The sequence below is a fragment of the Streptomyces sp. NPDC052016 genome, assembly GCF_044548445.1.
Taxonomy (GTDB): Bacteria; Actinomycetota; Actinomycetes; order Streptomycetales; family Streptomycetaceae; genus Streptomyces.
On the sequence record NZ_JBIUBX010000010.1, the window covers coordinates 1 to 16,743 of the forward strand.

The 16,743-nt window shown below is 74.2% G+C and carries 16 protein-coding genes and 2 pseudogenes; 12 read left to right on the plus strand and 6 right to left on the minus strand.

From position 1 onward, the window contains the following. Positions 1-171 (plus strand): annotated as a pseudogene (locus tag ACIHAR_RS14185) (IS982 family transposase); the annotation flags it as partial. Between the two features lie 20 nt (positions 172-191). Here ACIHAR_RS14185 and ACIHAR_RS14190 read toward each other — a convergent pair. Further along, complete coding sequence (locus ACIHAR_RS14190; protein WP_400019427.1) at positions 192-1,013, minus strand: SAM-dependent methyltransferase; 822 nt, start codon at positions 1,011-1,013, stop codon at positions 192-194. Positions 1,014-1,241: 228 nt separating this feature from the next. On the opposite strand from ACIHAR_RS14190, the gene ACIHAR_RS14195 reads away from it, so the two are divergent. Then, the gene (locus ACIHAR_RS14195; RefSeq protein WP_400019429.1) at positions 1,242-1,655 is read left to right on the plus strand and encodes a hypothetical protein; all 414 of its coding nucleotides are present in this window, start codon (positions 1,242-1,244) and stop codon (positions 1,653-1,655) included. Between the two features lie 69 nt (positions 1,656-1,724). Here the strand turns inward: ACIHAR_RS14195 and ACIHAR_RS14200 are convergent, their stop codons facing one another. The 3 genes from ACIHAR_RS14200 to ACIHAR_RS14210 all read right to left on the minus strand — a co-directional run bounded on the left by ACIHAR_RS14200 (position 1,725) and on the right by ACIHAR_RS14210 (position 3,259). After that, complete coding sequence (locus tag ACIHAR_RS14200) at positions 1,725-2,117, minus strand: SCO5389 family protein (protein ID WP_365457985.1); 393 nt, start codon at positions 2,115-2,117, stop codon at positions 1,725-1,727. Between the two features lie 69 nt (positions 2,118-2,186). Continuing rightward, positions 2,187-3,137 carry an ATP-binding protein gene (locus tag ACIHAR_RS14205; RefSeq protein ID WP_365457988.1) on the minus strand — a complete coding sequence of 317 codons (951 nt, stop codon included), beginning with the start codon at positions 3,135-3,137 and terminating at the stop codon, positions 2,187-2,189. Beyond that, complete coding sequence (locus tag ACIHAR_RS14210; RefSeq protein WP_400019432.1) at positions 3,137-3,259, minus strand: hypothetical protein; 123 nt, start codon at positions 3,257-3,259, stop codon at positions 3,137-3,139. Before ACIHAR_RS14210 ends, ACIHAR_RS14205 begins: the two co-directional genes overlap by 1 nt. Positions 3,260-3,353: 94 nt before the next feature. On the opposite strand from ACIHAR_RS14210, the gene ACIHAR_RS14215 reads away from it, so the two are divergent. Genes ACIHAR_RS14215 through ACIHAR_RS14230 form a run of 4 tightly spaced genes read left to right on the plus strand, consistent with a single transcriptional unit; the run spans position 3,354 to position 8,504 of the window. Next, positions 3,354-3,935 (plus strand): GNAT family N-acetyltransferase, encoded by a 582-nt coding sequence (locus ACIHAR_RS14215; protein WP_400019434.1) that lies wholly within the window; start codon positions 3,354-3,356, stop codon positions 3,933-3,935. Between the two features lie 5 nt (positions 3,936-3,940). Then, the gene (locus ACIHAR_RS14220) at positions 3,941-5,437 is read left to right on the plus strand and encodes an ABC transporter substrate-binding protein (protein WP_400019436.1); all 1,497 of its coding nucleotides are present in this window, start codon (positions 3,941-3,943) and stop codon (positions 5,435-5,437) included. Positions 5,438-5,439: 2 nt separating this feature from the next. Continuing rightward, positions 5,440-7,278 carry an ABC transporter permease subunit gene (locus ACIHAR_RS14225; RefSeq protein ID WP_400019437.1) on the plus strand — a complete coding sequence of 613 codons (1,839 nt, stop codon included), beginning with the start codon at positions 5,440-5,442 and terminating at the stop codon, positions 7,276-7,278. Continuing rightward, a complete protein-coding gene (locus ACIHAR_RS14230; RefSeq protein WP_400019439.1) occupies positions 7,275-8,504 on the plus strand; it encodes an MDR family MFS transporter in 1,230 nt (409 codons plus the stop codon). Before ACIHAR_RS14225 ends, ACIHAR_RS14230 begins: the two co-directional genes overlap by 4 nt. A gap of 174 nt (positions 8,505-8,678) precedes the next feature. Here the strand turns inward: ACIHAR_RS14230 and ACIHAR_RS14235 are convergent, their stop codons facing one another. Next, positions 8,679-9,446 carry a CDP-alcohol phosphatidyltransferase family protein gene (locus tag ACIHAR_RS14235; RefSeq protein WP_365458003.1) on the minus strand — a complete coding sequence of 256 codons (768 nt, stop codon included), beginning with the start codon at positions 9,444-9,446 and terminating at the stop codon, positions 8,679-8,681. A gap of 107 nt (positions 9,447-9,553) precedes the next feature. Between ACIHAR_RS14235 and ACIHAR_RS14240 the strand changes: the two genes are divergently transcribed. The 5 genes and pseudogenes from ACIHAR_RS14240 to ACIHAR_RS14260 form a co-directional block, all read left to right on the plus strand. Then, positions 9,554-10,540, plus strand: coding sequence for a zinc-binding alcohol dehydrogenase (locus ACIHAR_RS14240; RefSeq protein ID WP_400019441.1), 987 nt, complete (start codon positions 9,554-9,556; stop codon positions 10,538-10,540). Positions 10,541-10,651: 111 nt separating this feature from the next. Next, positions 10,652-11,050, plus strand: a complete 399-nt coding sequence (locus ACIHAR_RS14245) for a 6-pyruvoyl trahydropterin synthase family protein (RefSeq protein WP_400019443.1) — start codon at positions 10,652-10,654, stop codon at positions 11,048-11,050. Continuing rightward, positions 11,047-12,255, plus strand: coding sequence for a glycosyltransferase family 4 protein (locus ACIHAR_RS14250; protein ID WP_400019445.1), 1,209 nt, complete (start codon positions 11,047-11,049; stop codon positions 12,253-12,255). Before ACIHAR_RS14245 ends, ACIHAR_RS14250 begins: the two co-directional genes overlap by 4 nt. A 134-nt stretch (positions 12,256-12,389) precedes the next feature. Further along, a complete protein-coding gene (locus ACIHAR_RS14255; protein WP_400019663.1) occupies positions 12,390-13,337 on the plus strand; it encodes an SAM-dependent methyltransferase in 948 nt (315 codons plus the stop codon). Between the two features lie 851 nt (positions 13,338-14,188). Further along, positions 14,189-14,932: pseudogene (locus tag ACIHAR_RS14260) on the plus strand (YbhN family protein); the annotation flags it as partial. Between the two features lie 137 nt (positions 14,933-15,069). Here the strand turns inward: ACIHAR_RS14260 and ACIHAR_RS14265 are convergent. Continuing rightward, the gene (locus ACIHAR_RS14265) at positions 15,070-15,948 is read right to left on the minus strand and encodes a creatininase family protein (protein ID WP_400019446.1); all 879 of its coding nucleotides are present in this window, start codon (positions 15,946-15,948) and stop codon (positions 15,070-15,072) included. A 38-nt stretch (positions 15,949-15,986) separates the two neighbouring features. Here ACIHAR_RS14265 and ribA point away from each other — a divergent pair, with 38 nt between their 5' ends. After that, positions 15,987-16,646 (plus strand): GTP cyclohydrolase II, encoded by a 660-nt coding sequence (gene ribA / locus ACIHAR_RS14270; RefSeq protein WP_365458017.1) that lies wholly within the window; start codon positions 15,987-15,989, stop codon positions 16,644-16,646. The last annotated feature ends 97 nt before the right edge of the window (positions 16,647-16,743 follow it).

Consider the following 16,743-nt stretch of genomic DNA (forward strand, 5'->3'; position numbering starts at 1 on the left):
GTCAACGACACCCTCAAGGGCCAGCTCGACCTCGAACAACACGGCGGCCGGACCATCGAAGGCGTCGCTGTCCGCGTGGCTCAGCGGATCCTGGCGATGACCTGCGCGATCTGGCACAACCGCACCATCGGCGCAGTCGTCACCAGGTCACTCATCGCCTACGACCACTGAGCCACATCGGAACTACTCGTCTAGGCCTTCCGGGCCAGCCCGGCGGCGATGAGGTGTTCCCAAACGGTGAGCTCCCGTTGCTCGCCGCCGTCGCTCCATGGGTTGTCGGCCGTGTCAGGTCGCCACAGGGGTGCGGGAACGATCCCGGGGTCGAGGATCTCCAGGCCGTCCAGCAGGGAGGCGATCTCCTCGTCGGTGCGCCACCGGCCGCGGCCGAAGGTTCGCTGGAGGACCCGCTCGGCCTCCGTGGTCTCCGGGTTGTCGCCGGAACGGAAGTGGCTGACGAAGAAGTGGCTCCCGGAGGGCACGTGGTCGCGCCAGTGGCGGACGATTCCGGCCGGGTCCTCATCGTCGTTGATGTGGTGGAGGACGGCGCTGAAGATGACGGCGACGGGGCGGTCGAAGTCGATCAGTTGCAGGGTGTCCGGGTGCGTGCGGACGCCTTCGGGGTCGCGGATGTCGGCCCGGACGACCCGGGTCCGGTCGTTCTGCTCCAGCAGCGCACAGCCGTGGACCAGCACCTGAGGGTCGTTGTCGACGTACACGATCCGGGACTCCGGGGCGTGCCGCTGCGCGACCTGGTGGACGTTGTCGGCGGTCGGCAGACCACTGCCCAGGTCGATGAACTGCCGCACGCCGGTGGTCGTCACGATGTGCGCGATCGCCCGTGTCAGGGCCGCGCGGTTGGCGAAGGCGATGGCCACCGAACCGGGGAGGTCACGGAGGAACACGTCGCCGACCTCCCGGTCCACGGCGTAGTTGTCCTTGCCGCCGAGCAGGTAGTCGTAGACGCGGGCGATGCTGGGCCTGGTGGAGTCGATGGAGGAGCCTTCAGCCGTCATGACGGTCATTTTCCCCCGCGACGTCGCCTGCCGGCCGGCGTTCCGGAGTTCTCGGGCGGACGGATCCCGGGAGCGCGTCGGCCCCGGTCCGCGGTCGCGCGAGGGTGTGCGCCGGTACCGCCGTCCTCACTGTTCGGCCGCGGCCGCCGAGCCAGGGCTCCACCAGCTCCGGCTCCGTCGCTGATCAAGACCACCGGCCACCCCTTAGCCCCCTTCAAGGAGTTCACCGTGTCACCCCGCTTCGAAACCGCCCGTTTCCACGTCGAGTCGGGCCCCGAATCCCTCTTCACGCGGGTCCGCCACATCCTGAGCGCACCGGTACGACTGAAGGCCCACGGCACACACGTGACCGAGCGACTCCGGCAACGGGACGCACCCGTTGACGAGTTGACCCGCCTGGACCCGGAGAGCTGGGAGCTGGTCTCGGCCGAAGTGCGCACGGACACCGGCAAGTGGGTGAAGTCGACATGGCGGGTGCGGGCGGACGAGCGGGACTGGTGGGTGGTGGTCGGGCTGGGCAACGCGCTCGTCACCGTGATCGACGTAGACCCGTGGCGCCGGGGACGGGGTGCGGGTGTCATCACCGCGGGACCCCTGTACGCGCTCGTGGACGCCGTCAACACGGAGCTGATGCTCGGGTGACGGTGGGTGGTGCGGCGTCTCCGGCGGCTGTCCATCTGCCGGACGACGCCGCCGTCGGTCAGCGCGTCGTCAGCAGTCCCTCAACTCCGCCGACTGGTTCAGCACCTGTGCCCGCGTCGACGTGAACCGCTCATAGGTCTTCCCGCCCTCGGCCCCGGGCCGGAACGCCGCCACCCGGTGGCAGTTCTGGAAGGCCAGGGTCACGCCGAAGTGGCGTTCCAGGCTGCCGCGGATCGCGTCGCTGGCGAGGGCGCGCAGGAGCTGGCCGCGTTCCCGCTCGGACGGGGGCGGCGTCTGGTTGTCGGTGAACTCGGCGGTGCCGTCGCGGAGTTCGGCGGCGAGGGAGGCGATGAGGTCGTAGGCGTAGGGGAGGGACGTACGCACCGTGTCCACGAAGTCCTCCTCGCGGATGTCACCGGCTTCGGCCTCGGCGAGGAGCTTCGGGGAGACGTCGAGAGACATGGGTGTCCTGTTCCTTTGCTGGGGGAGAGGGAGGAGGGGAGAAAAGGAGGGTGGAGGGGACGGGTGGTCTCACGTCAGTGACGCCGGTCCCGGTACGAAGTCCGGATCCACCTGTGCAGCCAGGTTCTGGCCCGTCGCCGCGTCCGCCCAGGCGCGGGCGTTGCGCAGGTGGAACTCGACGGCGTGGCGGTGCAGGGTCTGCCAGTCCTTGACGCGCGTGTCGACGGCCTCGCGCAGGACGCGCAGGGCGTGGCGGTTGGCGTCCTCCAGGTCACCCCGGGGGCTGCCCCGTTCGGCCGAGCGGACCCAGGGGGAGAGGACCAGGTGGGTGAGGAGGTCGTCGCCCGCGTGCTCCTTGAGGAAGAGGAGGTCGTCCTCGCCGGTCACCTTGTTGCCGACCACGGCGAGCGGGATGCCGAACTCGCGGGCGTGGTCGCGGTACTGGCGGTAGACGGAGACGCCCTTGCGGGTGGGTTCGGCCACCAGGAACGTCATGTCGAAGCGGGTGAACAGGCCGGAGGCGAAGGCGTCGGCGCCGGCCGTCATGTCGACGACGACGTACTCGCCGGGGCCGTCCACCAGATGGCCGAGGTACAGCTCCACCGCGCCGAGTTTGGAGTGGTAGCAGGCCACGCCCAGGTCGCTCTCGTCGAACTCGCCCGTGACCATGAGCGGTACACCGCCCACCCGCTGGACGTGGCGGGTGTGGAGCGGGTCGTCGCCGAGCGGGCGCAGCAGCCGTGAGCCGCGGCCGGGCGGGGTGGTCTTGATCATCGCCTCGGCGGAGGGGATGCGCGGATTGGTGCCGCGGAGAAGGTTCTTGATGTCCGTCAGGTGTTCGGCCAGGGCAGGGGCCGTGAAGTCGGCGGCGCCGGCGGGGTCCAGCGCCTCCGCCAGGTGCTGGTTGATGTCGCCGTCGATGGCGAGCACCGGTGCGCCGGACCGGGCCAGTTCGCGGGCGAAGAGGGCCGACAGGGTCGTCTTGCCGCTGCCGCCCTTCCCGACGAAGGCGACGCGCATCAGTGCACCGCCTTGCCGCGGACCGCCTCGCCAAGGACCGCCTTGCCGCGGACCGCCTCGCCAAGGGCCGCCTCGCCAAGGGCCGCCTCGCCAAGGGCCGCCTTTTTGAAAATGAATGTCATGTGGTTAGGTTTAGGGGTGGGGGGTGATCTCTGTCAAATCGGTGAGGGTCCCGAAGTGATCAAGCTCGTTCCGCTTGATGCATATGATGTGCAAGTGCGTGACTACTGCGTGAGGCCCGCCGGGCCCGACGATCTCGACGGCGCCCGAGCCGTCATGCTCGACACCGTCTACCGCGACTTCGGCACCGGTTACGTGCCCCGCTGGCACGGCGACATCATCGATCCGGCCACCGCGTACCTGGCGCCCGACCGGCACACCCTGCTGGTCGCGGTCGACGCCGACGGCGAGATCGTCGGCACGGGCGCCCTGGACTCCCGCGGCCCCCTGCATCCGCCGAACCCGCGCCACGTCGCCGCGCGCTACCCCTCCGGCACGACCGCGCAGTTGCGCCGCGTCTACGTCCGCCCCGAGCACCGCCGGCGCGGTCTCGCCCGCCGACTGGTCGCCGATCTCCTCGCGTTCGCGGCCGCGGACGGCGGCTACCGGGCCGTCTACCTGCACACGGACCCCACCGTGGAGGGCGCCGAGGGCTTCTGGCGGTCCATCGGCACCGTCGTGCACGACGAACGCGACGACCCGGGCCGCGGGCAGGGGATCGTGCACTTCGACGTCCCCCTCGACGCCCTGCTCCCCGCCGTCGTTCCCTCCCGCTCCCCCCACTCCACAGGCCGGTGAACCTCATGCGCTTCCCCCGCCGGCCGCGGCTCCTCGCCGGCCTCCTCCTCACGCCGCTGCTCGCCGGCTGCTTCGCCTCCGCCGGTGACGGGGGCACGACGGCCGAAGCGAAGGACGGCTCCCGGCTGCGGGTCGCCCTCGCCTTCCCGCCCGCCGAGAACCTCTCCCCGTACGGCGCCGACGCCACCCTCCTCAGCCGCCTCGGCGTCACCGAAGGGCTGACCGCCCTCGACGCCAACGGCGCCGCCGCCCCCGCGCTCGCCGCGTCCTGGCGCCGCGAGGACGACCGCACCTGGCTGTTCACCCTGCGCGAGGCCGTCTTCCAGGACGGCACGGACGTCACCCCGGCCGCGGTCGCCGCCGCCCTCACCCACGCCACCGAGGCCGAGCCCGCCCCCGCCGCCCTCGCCGGCGTCACCCTCACCGCCAACGCCGAGGGCAACGGCGTCCGCATAGCCACCGGTGCCCCCGACCCCGTCCTGCCGCTGCGCCTGTCCAGCCCGAGCCTCGCCGTCCTCTCCCCGAAGGCCTACGGCAAGAAGGGCACCGTCGACCCGGTCGGCAACGCCACCGGACCCTTCGAACTGACGAAGGTCAACGGCAGCACCAGCGCCGCACTCGACCGCTTCGACGACTACTGGGGCGGCCGCGCCCAGGCCTCCGGCATCGACGCCCGCTTCGTCGCCGACGGCACCGCCCGCGCCAACGCCCTGCGCACCGGCCAGGTCGACGTCGCCGAGGCGATACCCGTCGCCCAGGCCGCCACCCTCGACGCGGACACCCGCCGCGAGACCGCCACCACCCGCACCACCAGCCTGCTCCTCAACACCGCGTCCGGCGTCTTCGAGGACCCCTCCCTGCGCGCCGCCGCCCGCGCGGCCGTCGACACCTCCGCCCTCGCGAAGGACGTGTACGAGGGGCACGCGGACGCCGGCGCCGGCATCTACGGACCCGCCGTGACCTGGGCCGAGGGCAAGCGCCCGCAGCCCGCGGAACGTGCCCGGGCCGGCAGGCCGGCCGGCGCCCCGGTCACCCTCGCCACCTACGACAACCGGCCCGAACTCCCCGAGGTCGCGCAGGTCGTGAAGCAGCAGCTGGAGAAGGCCGGCTTCACGGTGAAGCTGGAGGTGCGCGAGTACTCGCGGCTCGAGAGCGACGCGCTCGCCGGGAAGTTCGACGCCTTCATCGGCGCCCGCAACAGCCTCCTCGACACCGGCGACCCCGTCTCCCTCCTCGCGAGCGACTTCACCTGCGACGGCGGCTACAACCTCGCCCTGCTCTGCGACAAGGCCGTCGACCGGGCCGTCGCCGAGGCGCAGGCGGTCGCCGACACCGGCGAGCGGCAGGACGCCGCCCTGGCCGCCGAGGCAGCGATCCTCGGCACCGACGCCGTCGTCCCCCTGGTCCACCAGCGGGTCATCACCGGCGTCGGCGCCGAGGTGAGCGGCGTGATCCTCGACCCGTACGAGCGCACCCTCGTCGGCACCGGCACCCGGCGCTGACCGTGGGGAGCAGGACGGGCGCGCTGCTGTGGCGCGTGGGACTGGCCGCACTGCTGGTGTGCGGGATCGGGCTGCTGCCCTGGCTCACGCACACCGACCCCGCGCTCACGGTCCTCAAGGCCCGGTCCGCCGACCGCGACCCGACCCCCGAGGTCCTCGCCGACGTCCGCGCCCGACTCGGCCTGGACGACGGGCCGTTGCCTCTGCTCGGCCGGTGGCTGGCGGGACTGCCGCGCGGGGACGCCGGACGGTCGTGGATCTCCGGCTCCGAGGTCACGCCCGCCGTGCTCCAGGCGCTCGGCGCCTCCCTGCTGCTGATGGCGGTGGCGCTCGTCGTCGCCCTGGGCACCGCGGCGGTCGTGTGCGCGCGCACCCTGTACCTCGGCGCGCACCGGCGTCTCGGCGGACGGCCCGCCGGCGGGTCCGGCTCGGCCGCGCTCGCCGCGCTGCCCGAGTTCCTCACCGCCTCCGTCCTCGCCACCGTCGTCGGCGTGCACCTGGGCTGGCTGCCCGCACTCGGCTGGTACGGCCCGCAGTGGACGGTGCTGCCCGCGCTGGCCCTCGGTCTGCCCGCGGGCGCGGTGCTCGGGCGGCTCCTCGACGACCAGTTGCCCGGCGCGTTCGCCGAGCCGTGGGCGCTGGCCGCCGCCGCCCGCGGGCTGCCCGGCCGCAGCATCGCCCGGCAGGCCCTGCGCCGCTGCGTGCCCGGACTGCTGCCCAACCTCGGGCTGTTCGCCGTCGGCCTCACCGGCGGCTCCGTCGCCGTGGAGCAGATCTTCGACATCCCCGGCCTCGGCCGCACCACCCTCCAGGCCGCGATCGCCCAGGACCTGCCCGTCCTCCAGGCCGGCACCCTCGTCCTCGTCGCCCTCGCCGCCACCACCACGGCCGCCGCCCGCCTCGCCGCCCGCCGGCTCATCGGGCCGGCCCTGCGCGACGGCGCCCTGCAGTCGTCGCACCGGCCCGCACCACCCGTCCGCAGGATCCTGCCTTTTGCATACAGTCTTCTGTTGTTCGGTGTCATCGCGCTCGGCCTTCCCCGTGACCCGCTCGCCCTCGACACCCGAGCCCGCCTCCGACCTCCCTCCCCGGCCCACCCCTTCGGCACCGACGCGCTCGGCCGGGACGTGCTCGCCCGGGTCGCCCACGGCGCCCTCGACACCCTCCTCCTGGCCCTCGCCGTCAGCGCCGTCGCCCTGCTCGCCGGCCTGCTGCTCGGATGCCTGCCCACACTGTCCGGGCCCCTCGTCGACACCGTCAACGCCGTCCCGCCCGTGCTCGCCGCCCTCCTCGTCACCGCCGTCCGCGGCAGCGGCGCCACCACGCCCGTCCTCGCCGTCGCCGTCGTGGCCTGGGCGCCGCTCGCCGCGCACACCTCCGCGCTGCTGCGGCAGGAACGCGCCACCGTCCACCTCACCGCCACCCGCGCCCTGGGCGCCGGCCGCTGGTACCTGCTGAGGAACGAACTCCTGCCCGCCGTCCTGCCGCCCGTCGCCCGTCACGCCCTCCTGCGCCTGCCCGGCGTGGCCCTCGCCCTCGCCTCCCTCGGCTTCCTGGGCCTCGGCGCCCAGCCGCCGTCCCCCGAGTGGGGCCTGCTGCTCGCCGAGAACCAGCCCTACGCCGAACGCGCCCCCTGGGCCGTCCTCGCCCCCGCCGCCGCCCTCGCCCTGCTCGGCGCGCTCGCGGTGACGGCGGCGAGCGGAGCGACGTGGGGGTCCTTCCGGTCCGGAGCCGGGGGAGGACCGCGGCGGTGGGCACGGCGGTGGGCGCCGCTTCGTACGGCCGAGAAGCGCAGGGATGAACAATCGGCGCGTGCGAACGAGTTGGCCGGTGTCCGATGACCTTGCTGTCCTTGTCGCCGGGTTCGCGTTCGAAGAAGGCCGCCCCGCTCTCGCCCCTCCTGCGGCTGCTGATCCTCACCCAACTGGCGTTCAACATCGGCTTCTTCGCCGTGCTGCCCTTCCTCGCGGAGCATCTCGGCGGGGCGGTCGGCATGGCGGGCGGGATGGTCGGGTTCGTGCTGGGGCTGCGGACCTTCAGCCAGCAGGGGCTGTTCGTGGTGGGCGGGGCGCTGGCCGACCGGTACGGCGTCCGGCCCGTCGTCCTCGCCGGATGCGCCCTGCGCGTCGCCGGGTTCGGCTGGCTCGGGTACGCCGGGCGGGCCTGGACGGTCGTCGGCGCGGTGGTGCTGATCGGGTTCGCCGCCGCGCTGTTCTCCCCCGCGGTCGAGTCCGAGGTGGCCCGGCAGGCCGTCGTGTGGGAGGAGTCGGGCGGCGGCCCGCGCACCCGGGTGCTGGCGCTGTTCACGGTCGCCGGGCAGGCCGGGGCGTTCGTCGGCCCGCTGCTCGGCGCGCTGCTGCTGTCGGTCGACTTCCGCGCGGTCTGCCTGGCCGGGGCCGGCGTCTTCGTCCTCGTCCTCGCCGGGCACGCGTGGCTGCTGCCGCAGCACATCCCCGGCCGCACCCGCGTCCAGGCCCGGGGCGGCGTGGGCCCGTTGCTGCGCAACCGCCGTTTCCTCTCCCTGTGCTGCGCGTACGGCGCCTACCTGCTCGCCTACAACCAGCTCTACCTCGCCCTGCCCGCCGAGGTGGAACGCGCGGCCGGCTCGCAGGCGCCGCTGGCCTGGCTGTTCGCGCTGTCCTCCCTGCTCGTGGTGACCGCGCAGCTGCCGGTCACCCGGTGGGTGGGGGAGCGGCTCACCCTGCGGCGTTCGATGGGCGCCGGGCTGGCGCTGATCGCCGCCGGGTTCGCGGTCGTGGCCGCCGCGTTGCCCGCCGGGCGGACCGGGACGGTGGGGTTGCTGCCCGCGGCCGGCTTCGTGGTGCTGCTGACACTCGGTCAGATGCTCGTCGCTCCCGCCGCACGCGCCTGGGTGCCCGACCTCGCCGACGACGGCCGGCTCGGTCTGTACACGGGCGCGCTGTCGTCCGTCTCGGGGCTGATCGTCCTGGCCGGCAGCGCGGGCACCGGTGCGCTCCTCGACACGGGGCTGCCGGTGGCCGTGCCGTGGCTGCTTCTGGCCGCCGTACCGGCCGCCGCGGTCGCTCTGTTGCCGCGAAGGGACTGAGCGGGTGACCGGTGCGGATGCGCGGCCCGGCGTCGGGGTGGGGTGCGCGGCCCGGCGCTGCGGGGTGCCGTCGGGCCGGTGCGGGGGGTGGGTCGCGCAGTCCGGCGCTTGCGGGGTGCCGCCGCGCCCACCCGTGCCGCCCCAGGCGGCACGCATGCCCGCGGTTTCGACGGGTCAGCGGCCCGCCAGCTCCAGCACGCGCTGCACCGGTGCCGCCTCGGACGCCGTGAGCCGCGAGGTCCGCCACAGCCACAGGACGTCCCGGCCGAAGGACCACACCAGCAGACCCAGCGCCAGGAGCGCCACGCCGAAGCCGGCGGCGTACGGCAGCAGGCCGGCGCCCGCGACGAGCAGGCAGATGCCCTGCATCGCGGCGACCGTCTTGCGGGCCATGCTCGGCGGGAGTGGGGCGTTCAGCCACGGGGCGACGCGGGCCGCGGCGACGAAGGCGTAGCGCATGAGGCCGATCAGCAGCACCCACGGGCCCATCGCCGTCGACACGTACACACTCAGCACCAGGATCAGGAATGCGTCGACCTCCATGTCGAAGCGCGCGCCCAGCGCCGTCGAGGTGCCGGTGCGGCGGGCGACCTTGCCGTCGACGCCGTCGAGCAGCAGCGCCACCGCCGTCAGGCCCACCAGCAGGGAGACCGGCGGCGCGCTGACGAAGGAGTCCGCGACCAGCGCGGTCACCCCGCCGACCAGCGTGGCGCGGCCGAGGGTCACCCGGTTGGCCGGGCCGAAGGACCGCAGCCGCGAGCGGTGCAGCGCCCGGGAGAGCACCGCCCACAGGGCGACGGCGAAGACGAGTCCGGTCACCCAGCCCGCCGGCCCCATGCCGATCGCCGTGCCGAGCAGGGCCAGTACCAGGATCTGCACGCCCGCTCCCACGGCGGTCTCCTGCTGGACCAGCCTCGCGTCGTCAATGTTGTTCAGGGCCACCGCACATCCTCCGGCCAGGTGACAGAGTCGATCAGCGCCGCGTACTGTGCGCGGCCTGTGCACACCTCGGTACGTGAACAACATCCCGATCGTTCAGGAGGACGCCGATGAACCGCACCGCGCGTGCGTTCTGGATCGGTTCGCCCGGTCACGGCGAGATCCGTGACGTCACCCTGCGGGAGCCGGCCGACGGCGAGGTCCTCGTCCGCTCGCTGTACTCCGGCGTGAGCCGCGGCACGGAGACCCTCGTCTTCCGCGGCGGGGTTCCGGTCAGTCAGCACACCGCGATGCGGGCGCCGTTCCAGGAGGGCGACTTCCCGGCGCCGGTGAAATACGGCTACCTCAACGTGGGCGTGGTGGAGGAGGGCCCGGCGGAGCTGGCCGGTCGTACCGTCTTCTCCCTCTACCCGCACCAGACCCGCTTCGTCGTCCCGGCGAGCGCCGTGACCGTCGTCCCGGACGCCGTGCCCGCCGAACGGGCCGTGCTCGCCGGCACCGTGGAGACCGCCGTGAACGCGTTGTGGGACGCGGCGCCGCTGGTCGGGGACCGGATCGCGGTGGTCGGCGGCGGCATGGTGGGCTGCTCGGTGGCCGCGCTGCTGGCCCGCTTCCCTGGCGTGCGGGTGCAGTTGGTCGACGCCGACCCGACGCGGGCGAAGATCGCCGAGGCGATCGGCGTCGGTTTCGCCTCCCCGGCGGAGGCCCTGGGCGGCTGCGACCTCGTCGTGCACGCCAGCGCCACCGAACAGGGCCTGGTCCGTTCCCTGGAACTCCTCACCGCCGAGGGCACGGTCCTCGAACTGAGCTGGTACGGCGACCGGCAGGTCTCCCTCCCGCTCGGCGAGGCCTTCCACTCCCGGCGCCTGGTCATCCGCAGCAGCCAGGTCGGCACCGTCTCCCCGGCCCGCGCGAACCGGACGTACGCCGACCGGCTGGCGCTCGCGCTCGACCTGCTCGCCGATCCCGCGCTCGACGCCCTCATCACGGGAGAAAGCGCGTTCGAGGAGCTGCCGGAGGTGATGCCGCGGCTCGCGTCCGGGGAGATCCCGGCGCTGTGTCACCGCGTCAGGTACGAGCAGGAGCGCCTGACCTGAGAAAAGACTGAGATCCGGCTGAACGCGGGGAAGCGAGGAGCCGTACTACACGGCATCCCCCGGCGGCCAACGGCCGGGGGACCAGACGCGCCGCACCTGGAGGGTCGTCCGTTGTTCAGTGTCACCGTCCGCGATCACATCATGATCGCCCACAGCTTCCGCGGCGAGGTCTTCGGACCCGCGCAGCGCCTGCACGGAGCGACGTTCCTGGTGGACGCCACGTTCCGCCGCGAGCAGCTGGACGACGACAACATCGTCGTCGACATCGGACTGGCCACCCAGGAACTCGGCGCCGTCGTCAGCGAGCTGAACTACAGAAACCTCGACAACGAGCCCGACTTCGCCGGGATCAACACCTCCACCGAGTTCCTCGCGAAGGTGATCGCCGACCGGCTCGCCGAGCGCATCCACAAGGGCGCCCTCGGCGAGGGCGCCCGGGGCGTCGCCGGCATCTCCGTCACCCTGCACGAGTCGCACGTCGCCTGGGCGAGTTACGAGCGTGCCCTGTGACCGACGTGACCCTGGAGAAGGCCCTGCAGCAGGCCCCCCTCGCGTACGTGCCCGCGCAGACGGCGCATGCGCAGACGGCCGCTCCGAAGATCGGCGGGATCATCCCCATGTCCCTGCGTTCCGTGCACTTCGTCATGCCGGACGGCGTCGACGACCCGGCGAACCCCAGCGGCGGCAACGCCTACGACCGGCGCATCTGCCTGGACCTGCCCGGCTTCGGCTGGCAGGTCCACAAGCACCTGGTGACCGGTGAGTGGCCCCGCCCCGGGGCGGCCGCCCGCGCCGACCTCGCGCGCACCCTGCGGGAACTGCCCGACGGCACGGTCGTGCTCATGGACGGGCTCGTCGCCTGCGGTGTTCCGGAGGTCGTCGTTCCCGAGGCGCAACGCCTGCGGCTCGTCGTCCTCGTGCACCTCCCGCTCGGCGACGAGCGCGGTCTCGACCCGGAGGTCGCGGCCGGACTCGACGCCCGGGAACGCGAGGTGCTGCGGGCCGTGCCCGCGGTCGTCGCCACCAGCGACTGGGCGGTGCGCCGCCTCGTCTCCCACCACGGCCTCGCTCCGGAGAAGGTCCATGTCGCCGCCCCCGGCGCCGACATCGCCCCCCTCGCCTCCGGCACCGACGGCGTCTCCCGCCTGCTGTGCGTGGCCTCCGTCACCCCGCGCAAGGGCCAGCACCGGCTGGTGGAGGCGTTGGCCGCGGTGACCGACCTGCCCTGGACCTGCGTGTGCGTCGGCGGCCTCGGCCAGGACCCCGAGTACGTCGGCCGTCTGCGCGGCCTCATCGAGAAGTACGGCCTTCAGGACCGGCTGGAGCTGGCGGGCCCGAAGACCGGCGCCGCACTCGACGCCGCCTACGCGAGCGCCGACCTGATGGTCCTCACCTCCTACGCCGAGACGTACGGCATGGCGGTCACCGAGGCGCTCGCGCGCGGCATCCCCGTCCTCGCCACGGACGTCGGCGGTCTGCCCGAGGCGGTCGGCCGCGCCCCCGACGGCGGCGTCCCCGGCATCCTCGTCCCGCCGGAGGACCCGGCCGCCCTCGCGGCCGAACTGCGCGGCTGGTTCGGCGAGGCCGACGTACGGCGCCGGCTGAAGGCCGCCGCACGCGGCCGCCGGGCCGCCCTGAACGGCTGGGCGTCGACCGCCCAGAGCCTGGCCGGCGTCCTGGGCCGGCTGCCGAGCGAACCCCGGAGGGCGGCATGAGGAAGACGACGGCGACCCCGGCGGACCTGGCGCGACGCGTGGGACACGTCCCGGCCCAACCCGGCCCGCGGGAGGCTCCCTTGGCCACAGAGACGGACACAGCCATGGGCACGGACGCGGGCACGGACGCGGGCATGGGCACGGACGCGGGCATGGACGCGGACGCGTCGGCCGTCATCGCGGGCGCCGGGCCGGTGGCCCGCCCCGGCGAGCGGCCCACCGTACGGCTGCGCGACGACGCCGGGACCGACGAGGCGCCCCGCTACGCCCCCGAGTGGCTCCAGTTGCGCGAGCCCGCCGACGCCGCCGCGCGGTCGGCGGACCTGCTGGACCCGCTGCGGATCCGGCTCGCCAACCTGCCCGGCCGCAGCGGCGGACTGGCCGTTCACGACCTGGGCTGCGGCACCGGCTCCATGGGGCGCTGGCTGGCGCCCCGCCTGGACGGCGCCCAGCACTGGATCCTGCACGACCGCGACCCCTACCTGCTGCACTTCGCGGCCGTCGCCTCCCCGCGGGCCGCCGCCGACGGCAGCCGGGTCACCGTCGAGACCCGGCGCGGCGACGTCGCCCGGTTGACCCCGGACGCCCTGGTCGGCGCCTCCCTGGTCACCGCGTCGGCACTGCTCGACGTCCTGACCCGCGAGGAGGTCGAGACCCTCGCCGCGGCCTGCGCGGGCGCCGGCTGCCCGGCCCTGCTGACCCTCTCGGTCGCCGGCCGCGTCGACCTCAGCGACCCGGATCCGCTGGACGAGGAGATAGCCGCCGCCTTCAACGACCATCAGCGGCGCGGCGGCCTCCTCGGCCCCGACGCCGTGACCGTCGCCTGCGAGGCGTTCACCGGCCACGGCGCCACCGTCAAGGTGCACCCGAGCCCCTGGCGGCTCGGCCCCGACGAGGCCGCCCTGACCGCGCAGTGGCTGCGCGGCTGGGTCGGCGCGGCCGTCGAACAGCGCCCCCAACTCGCCGCCCGCGCCGAGAAGTACCTCGCGGCCCGGCTCGCCGCCTGCGCGGCCGGCGAACTCGGCGTCACCGTCCACCACAGCGACCTGCTGGCCCTGGCCCGGCCGACGGGCGGCGCGTGATGGGCGCGGACACGGCGGGCGCGCGCCCGCACACGGCGCCGGCGGCACGCGCCGAGGGCGCGCCGCCACCCGCTCGGCGCCGGCGGTCCGCCGCGGCGGCCCGGCGCGGCACGACCGCCCCGAGCGGGGCGCCGGGCGCGAGTTCGCCGGCCGCTCCGAGCGGGGCGGGCGGTGTGGTCGCCGTGCGTCCGGCCCGTTCCTGCGTGGTGGTGGTCGGCGCCGGTCGCGTGGACGCCGGTCGCGTGGACGCCACGGGCGCGGGCCGGGATGCCGGCGCGGGTGCGGTCGGTACGAACGTGCCGACGCCGAGGCCGGCGCCGGGTGGCGCGGGTGCGGCCGTGTCCGCGGAACCGAACGGGGCGGCGGGCGTAAGGGGGACGGGTGATGTCGTCGCCGTGCGTGCGGCCCGTTCCTGTGTGGTCGTGCTCGGCGCGGGTGGCGGGGACGCCACGGGCGCGGGCCGGGATGCTGGTGCGGCCGGTGGTACGGACGTGCCGGTGCCGGACCCGGTGTCGGCGTCGGGGCCGGGTGGCGCGGGTGTGGCCGTGTCCGCGGAATCCAACGAGGTGGGCGCCGGCGTCCCGGCGGCCCGTTCCGGCCCGACCGTGACCGTGACCGCGGCCGGGGTCGGTGCGCCCGGGGGTGCGGTCGCAGGGTGTACGGGCGCGGCCGCGTCCACGGAACCCATCGACGTGACCTCCGCGCAGGCACGGTCCGGGGCATCCTCCGAGGCACGGTCCGAAGCCGCCCCGGCCGCCCGCGGGGCGCGCGCACGGCGCGTGCTGCGCGCCGTGCGTCCGCACCTCGGCACCCTCGCCGGTGTCTCCATCCTCGCCGTACTGCTGTGGCGGATGGGTACCGGCGTCTTCCTGGAGGGGCTGCGCCGGATCGACCTGCCCACGCTGCTGGTGGCGCTCGGGATCGGCGCGGTCACCACCGTGTTCAGCGCGTGGCGGTGGGCGCTGGTGGCGCGCGGGCTGCGCATCCGGCTGCCGCTCGGCGCGGCCGTCGCCGACTACTACCGTTCGCTGTTCCTCAACGCGGCCCTGCCCGGCGGCATCCTCGGCGACGTGCACCGGGCGGTACGGCACGGCCGCAGCGCGGGGGACGTCGGCCGCGGGGTGCGGGCCGTGGTGCTGGAGCGCACCGCGGGCCAGCTCGCCCTCGCCGTCGCGGGAGCGGCGGTCCTGCTGGTCGTGCCGTCGCCGGTCATGGCGGACGTACGGCACTTCGCGCCGCTCGCCGCCCTCGGGGCGGTGGGCGCGCTCGCCGTCGTCCTCGCCGTCCGGATGAACTCCCCGGCGGGGCGCCCGGGCGGGAGGCTGCGGGCGGCGCTGGCCGAGGCGCGCGAGGGGCTGCTGTCCCGGCGCAACGGGCCCGGCGTCGCCCTGTCGTCCCTGGTGGTCCTGGCCGGGCACATCGCGACGTTCGTCGTCGCCGCCCGGGTCACCGGCTCCGCCGCCTCCGTCGTCGCGCTGCTGCCGCTCGCGGTCCTCGCCCTGCTCGCGATGAGCGTGCCGCTCAACGTCGGCGGCTGGGGCCCCCGCGAGGGCGTCACCGCCTGGGCGTTCGGGGCGGCCGGTCTCGGCGCGCACACCGGTCTCGCGGTCGCCGTCGTGTACGGGGTGCTGACCCTCGTGGCGGCGCTGCCGGGCGCCGTCGTCCTCGTCGCGCGCTGGTACGTGGGGCTGCGGGACGGAGCCGGCGAGGCCGGCCCCCGACCCGGCGGGCCCTACACGGAGTCGGCCGCCGCGGGCCCCACGGCGGGTGACCCGGACCGCGCGGCGGTCGAGCCGGATCGTTCGGCGGTCGAGCCGGATCGCGCGGCGGTCGACCCGGGCCGCACGGCCTGCGGCTCGGTCTGCGACGTCAGCAAGGAGAAATACGTCCCGAAGGAATCCGCCAGGCTCGCCAGGAGTTCCTTCCCCTTTTCCGCGGACCCCAGGGAGGGACGGCCGATGACGCCCGAATCGGTATAGGCGGACATTCCCAGCGTGAGCAGATGGCGACGGTCGTCCGCGGTGAAATCGGCGGACTCGTAACCCGGCCGGACGACTTCCGGATGGGCGTGCAGCAGGATCGAGGTCTCGATTTCCCCGGCATGCATGTCGGTGAGCGGAGAGGTCGACACCCCGGCCCGCTCGAGCGCCGTCTCCCAGTCCTCCGGGGCCGGGTAGAGCGCCATCCGTTCACCGCGGGCGGAGGACTCCTGGACCACGTTGCCCAGGACGTAGTTCCCGCCGTGTCCGTTGACCAGCACCAGGGCCTCGACGCCCGAGCGGCGCAGCGACGCCGCGATGTCCCGTACCACCGCGTGAAGGGTGACGGAGGAGATGCTGACGGTCCCCGGCCAGGCCGCGTGCTCGTGCGAGCAGGCGATGGTCACCGGCGGAAGGAGGTGCACCGGGTACGCCTCGGCGATCTCCCGGGCGATGGCGCAGGCGACCAGGGTGTCGGTGGCCAACGGCAGGTACGGGCCGTGCTGTTCGAAGCTTCCGACGGGGAGGACCGCCACCTGCGTTGCGACGCCGGCCCCGCGTGCCCGGACGTCCTCCGTGGTGTCCGCCGGCAACGGACCGTATGCCGCCGACCGTATGTCCGAACCACTCATCTTTTCACGGCCTTTCGTCTCCGCTTAGGAATCAGATCATGACAGAGAAAATTGGCGTACTCGGCAAGAAGAGCCCGCAGCGTACCGGTGTGGAACGCGTGGTGAGCGCCCCCCTGCCCACCGTGTACGGGAAATTCCAGGCGGTCGGTTACCTCGATCACGACCGCGGTGACGAGCAAGTGGCCCTGGTCTACGGCGAGATCGGAACCGAGGACGTGCTGACCCGGCTGCACTCGGAATGCCTGACCGGTGACGCCTTCGGTTCCCAGCACTGCGAGTGCGGCGACCAGCTGGAGTCCGCGCTGCGGGCCGTCGTCGCCGAGGGCCGGGGTGTGGTCGTCTACCTGCGCGGGCACGAGGGCCGGGGCATCGGGCTGCTCGGCAAGCTGCGGGCGATGGCGTTGCAGGCGGAGGGCCTGGACACCGTCGAGGCGAACGTGGCGCTCGGCTTCCCGGTGGACGCCCGCGACTACAAGGCGGCCGCCGACATCCTGCGCGACCTGGGCGTGCGTTCGGTCCGTCTCATGTCGAACAATCCGCGCAAGCGCGAGGCGCTGGTGGACAACGGCATCCAGGTCGCCGAGGAGGTGCCGCTGCTGATCGAGCCGTGCGAGAACAACATCACGTACCTGCGCACCAAGCGGGAGCGGATGGACCACCGTCTGCCCCACCTGGACGCGGTGGCGCACTGGTCCTGAGCGCGGTCCGGGCCGTCGCCCCGACGGGGAGGAAACACCGGTCCCGGACGCGGGGAGGGATCACCGGTCCCCGACGCGGGAGGGGATCACCGGTCCC

What these genes read in the sequence shown, in the direction of transcription:
- ACIHAR_RS14190 (WP_400019427.1), bottom strand. Translation starts at nt 1,013, where the DNA reads ATGACGGCTGAAGGCTCCTCCATCGACTCCACCAGGCCCAGCATCGCC.
- ACIHAR_RS14200 (WP_365457985.1), bottom strand. Translation starts at nt 2,117, where the DNA reads ATGTCTCTCGACGTCTCCCCGAAGCTCCTCGCCGAGGCCGAAGCCGGT.
- ACIHAR_RS14205 (WP_365457988.1), bottom strand. Translation starts at nt 3,137, where the DNA reads ATGCGCGTCGCCTTCGTCGGGAAGGGCGGCAGCGGCAAGACGACCCTG.
- ACIHAR_RS14210 (WP_400019432.1), bottom strand. Translation starts at nt 3,259, where the DNA reads ATGACATTCATTTTCAAAAAGGCGGCCCTTGGCGAGGCGGCCCTTGGC.
- ACIHAR_RS14220 (WP_400019436.1), top strand. Translation starts at nt 3,941, where the DNA reads ATGCGCTTCCCCCGCCGGCCGCGGCTCCTCGCCGGCCTCCTCCTCACG.
- ACIHAR_RS14230 (WP_400019439.1), top strand. Translation starts at nt 7,275, where the DNA reads ATGACCTTGCTGTCCTTGTCGCCGGGTTCGCGTTCGAAGAAGGCCGCC.
- ACIHAR_RS14240 (WP_400019441.1), top strand. Translation starts at nt 9,554, where the DNA reads ATGAACCGCACCGCGCGTGCGTTCTGGATCGGTTCGCCCGGTCACGGC.
- ACIHAR_RS14255 (WP_400019663.1), top strand. Translation starts at nt 12,390, where the DNA reads ATGGGCACGGACGCGGGCATGGACGCGGACGCGTCGGCCGTCATCGCG.
- ACIHAR_RS14265 (WP_400019446.1), bottom strand. Translation starts at nt 15,948, where the DNA reads ATGAGTGGTTCGGACATACGGTCGGCGGCATACGGTCCGTTGCCGGCG.
- ribA (WP_365458017.1), top strand. Translation starts at nt 15,987, where the DNA reads ATGACAGAGAAAATTGGCGTACTCGGCAAGAAGAGCCCGCAGCGTACC.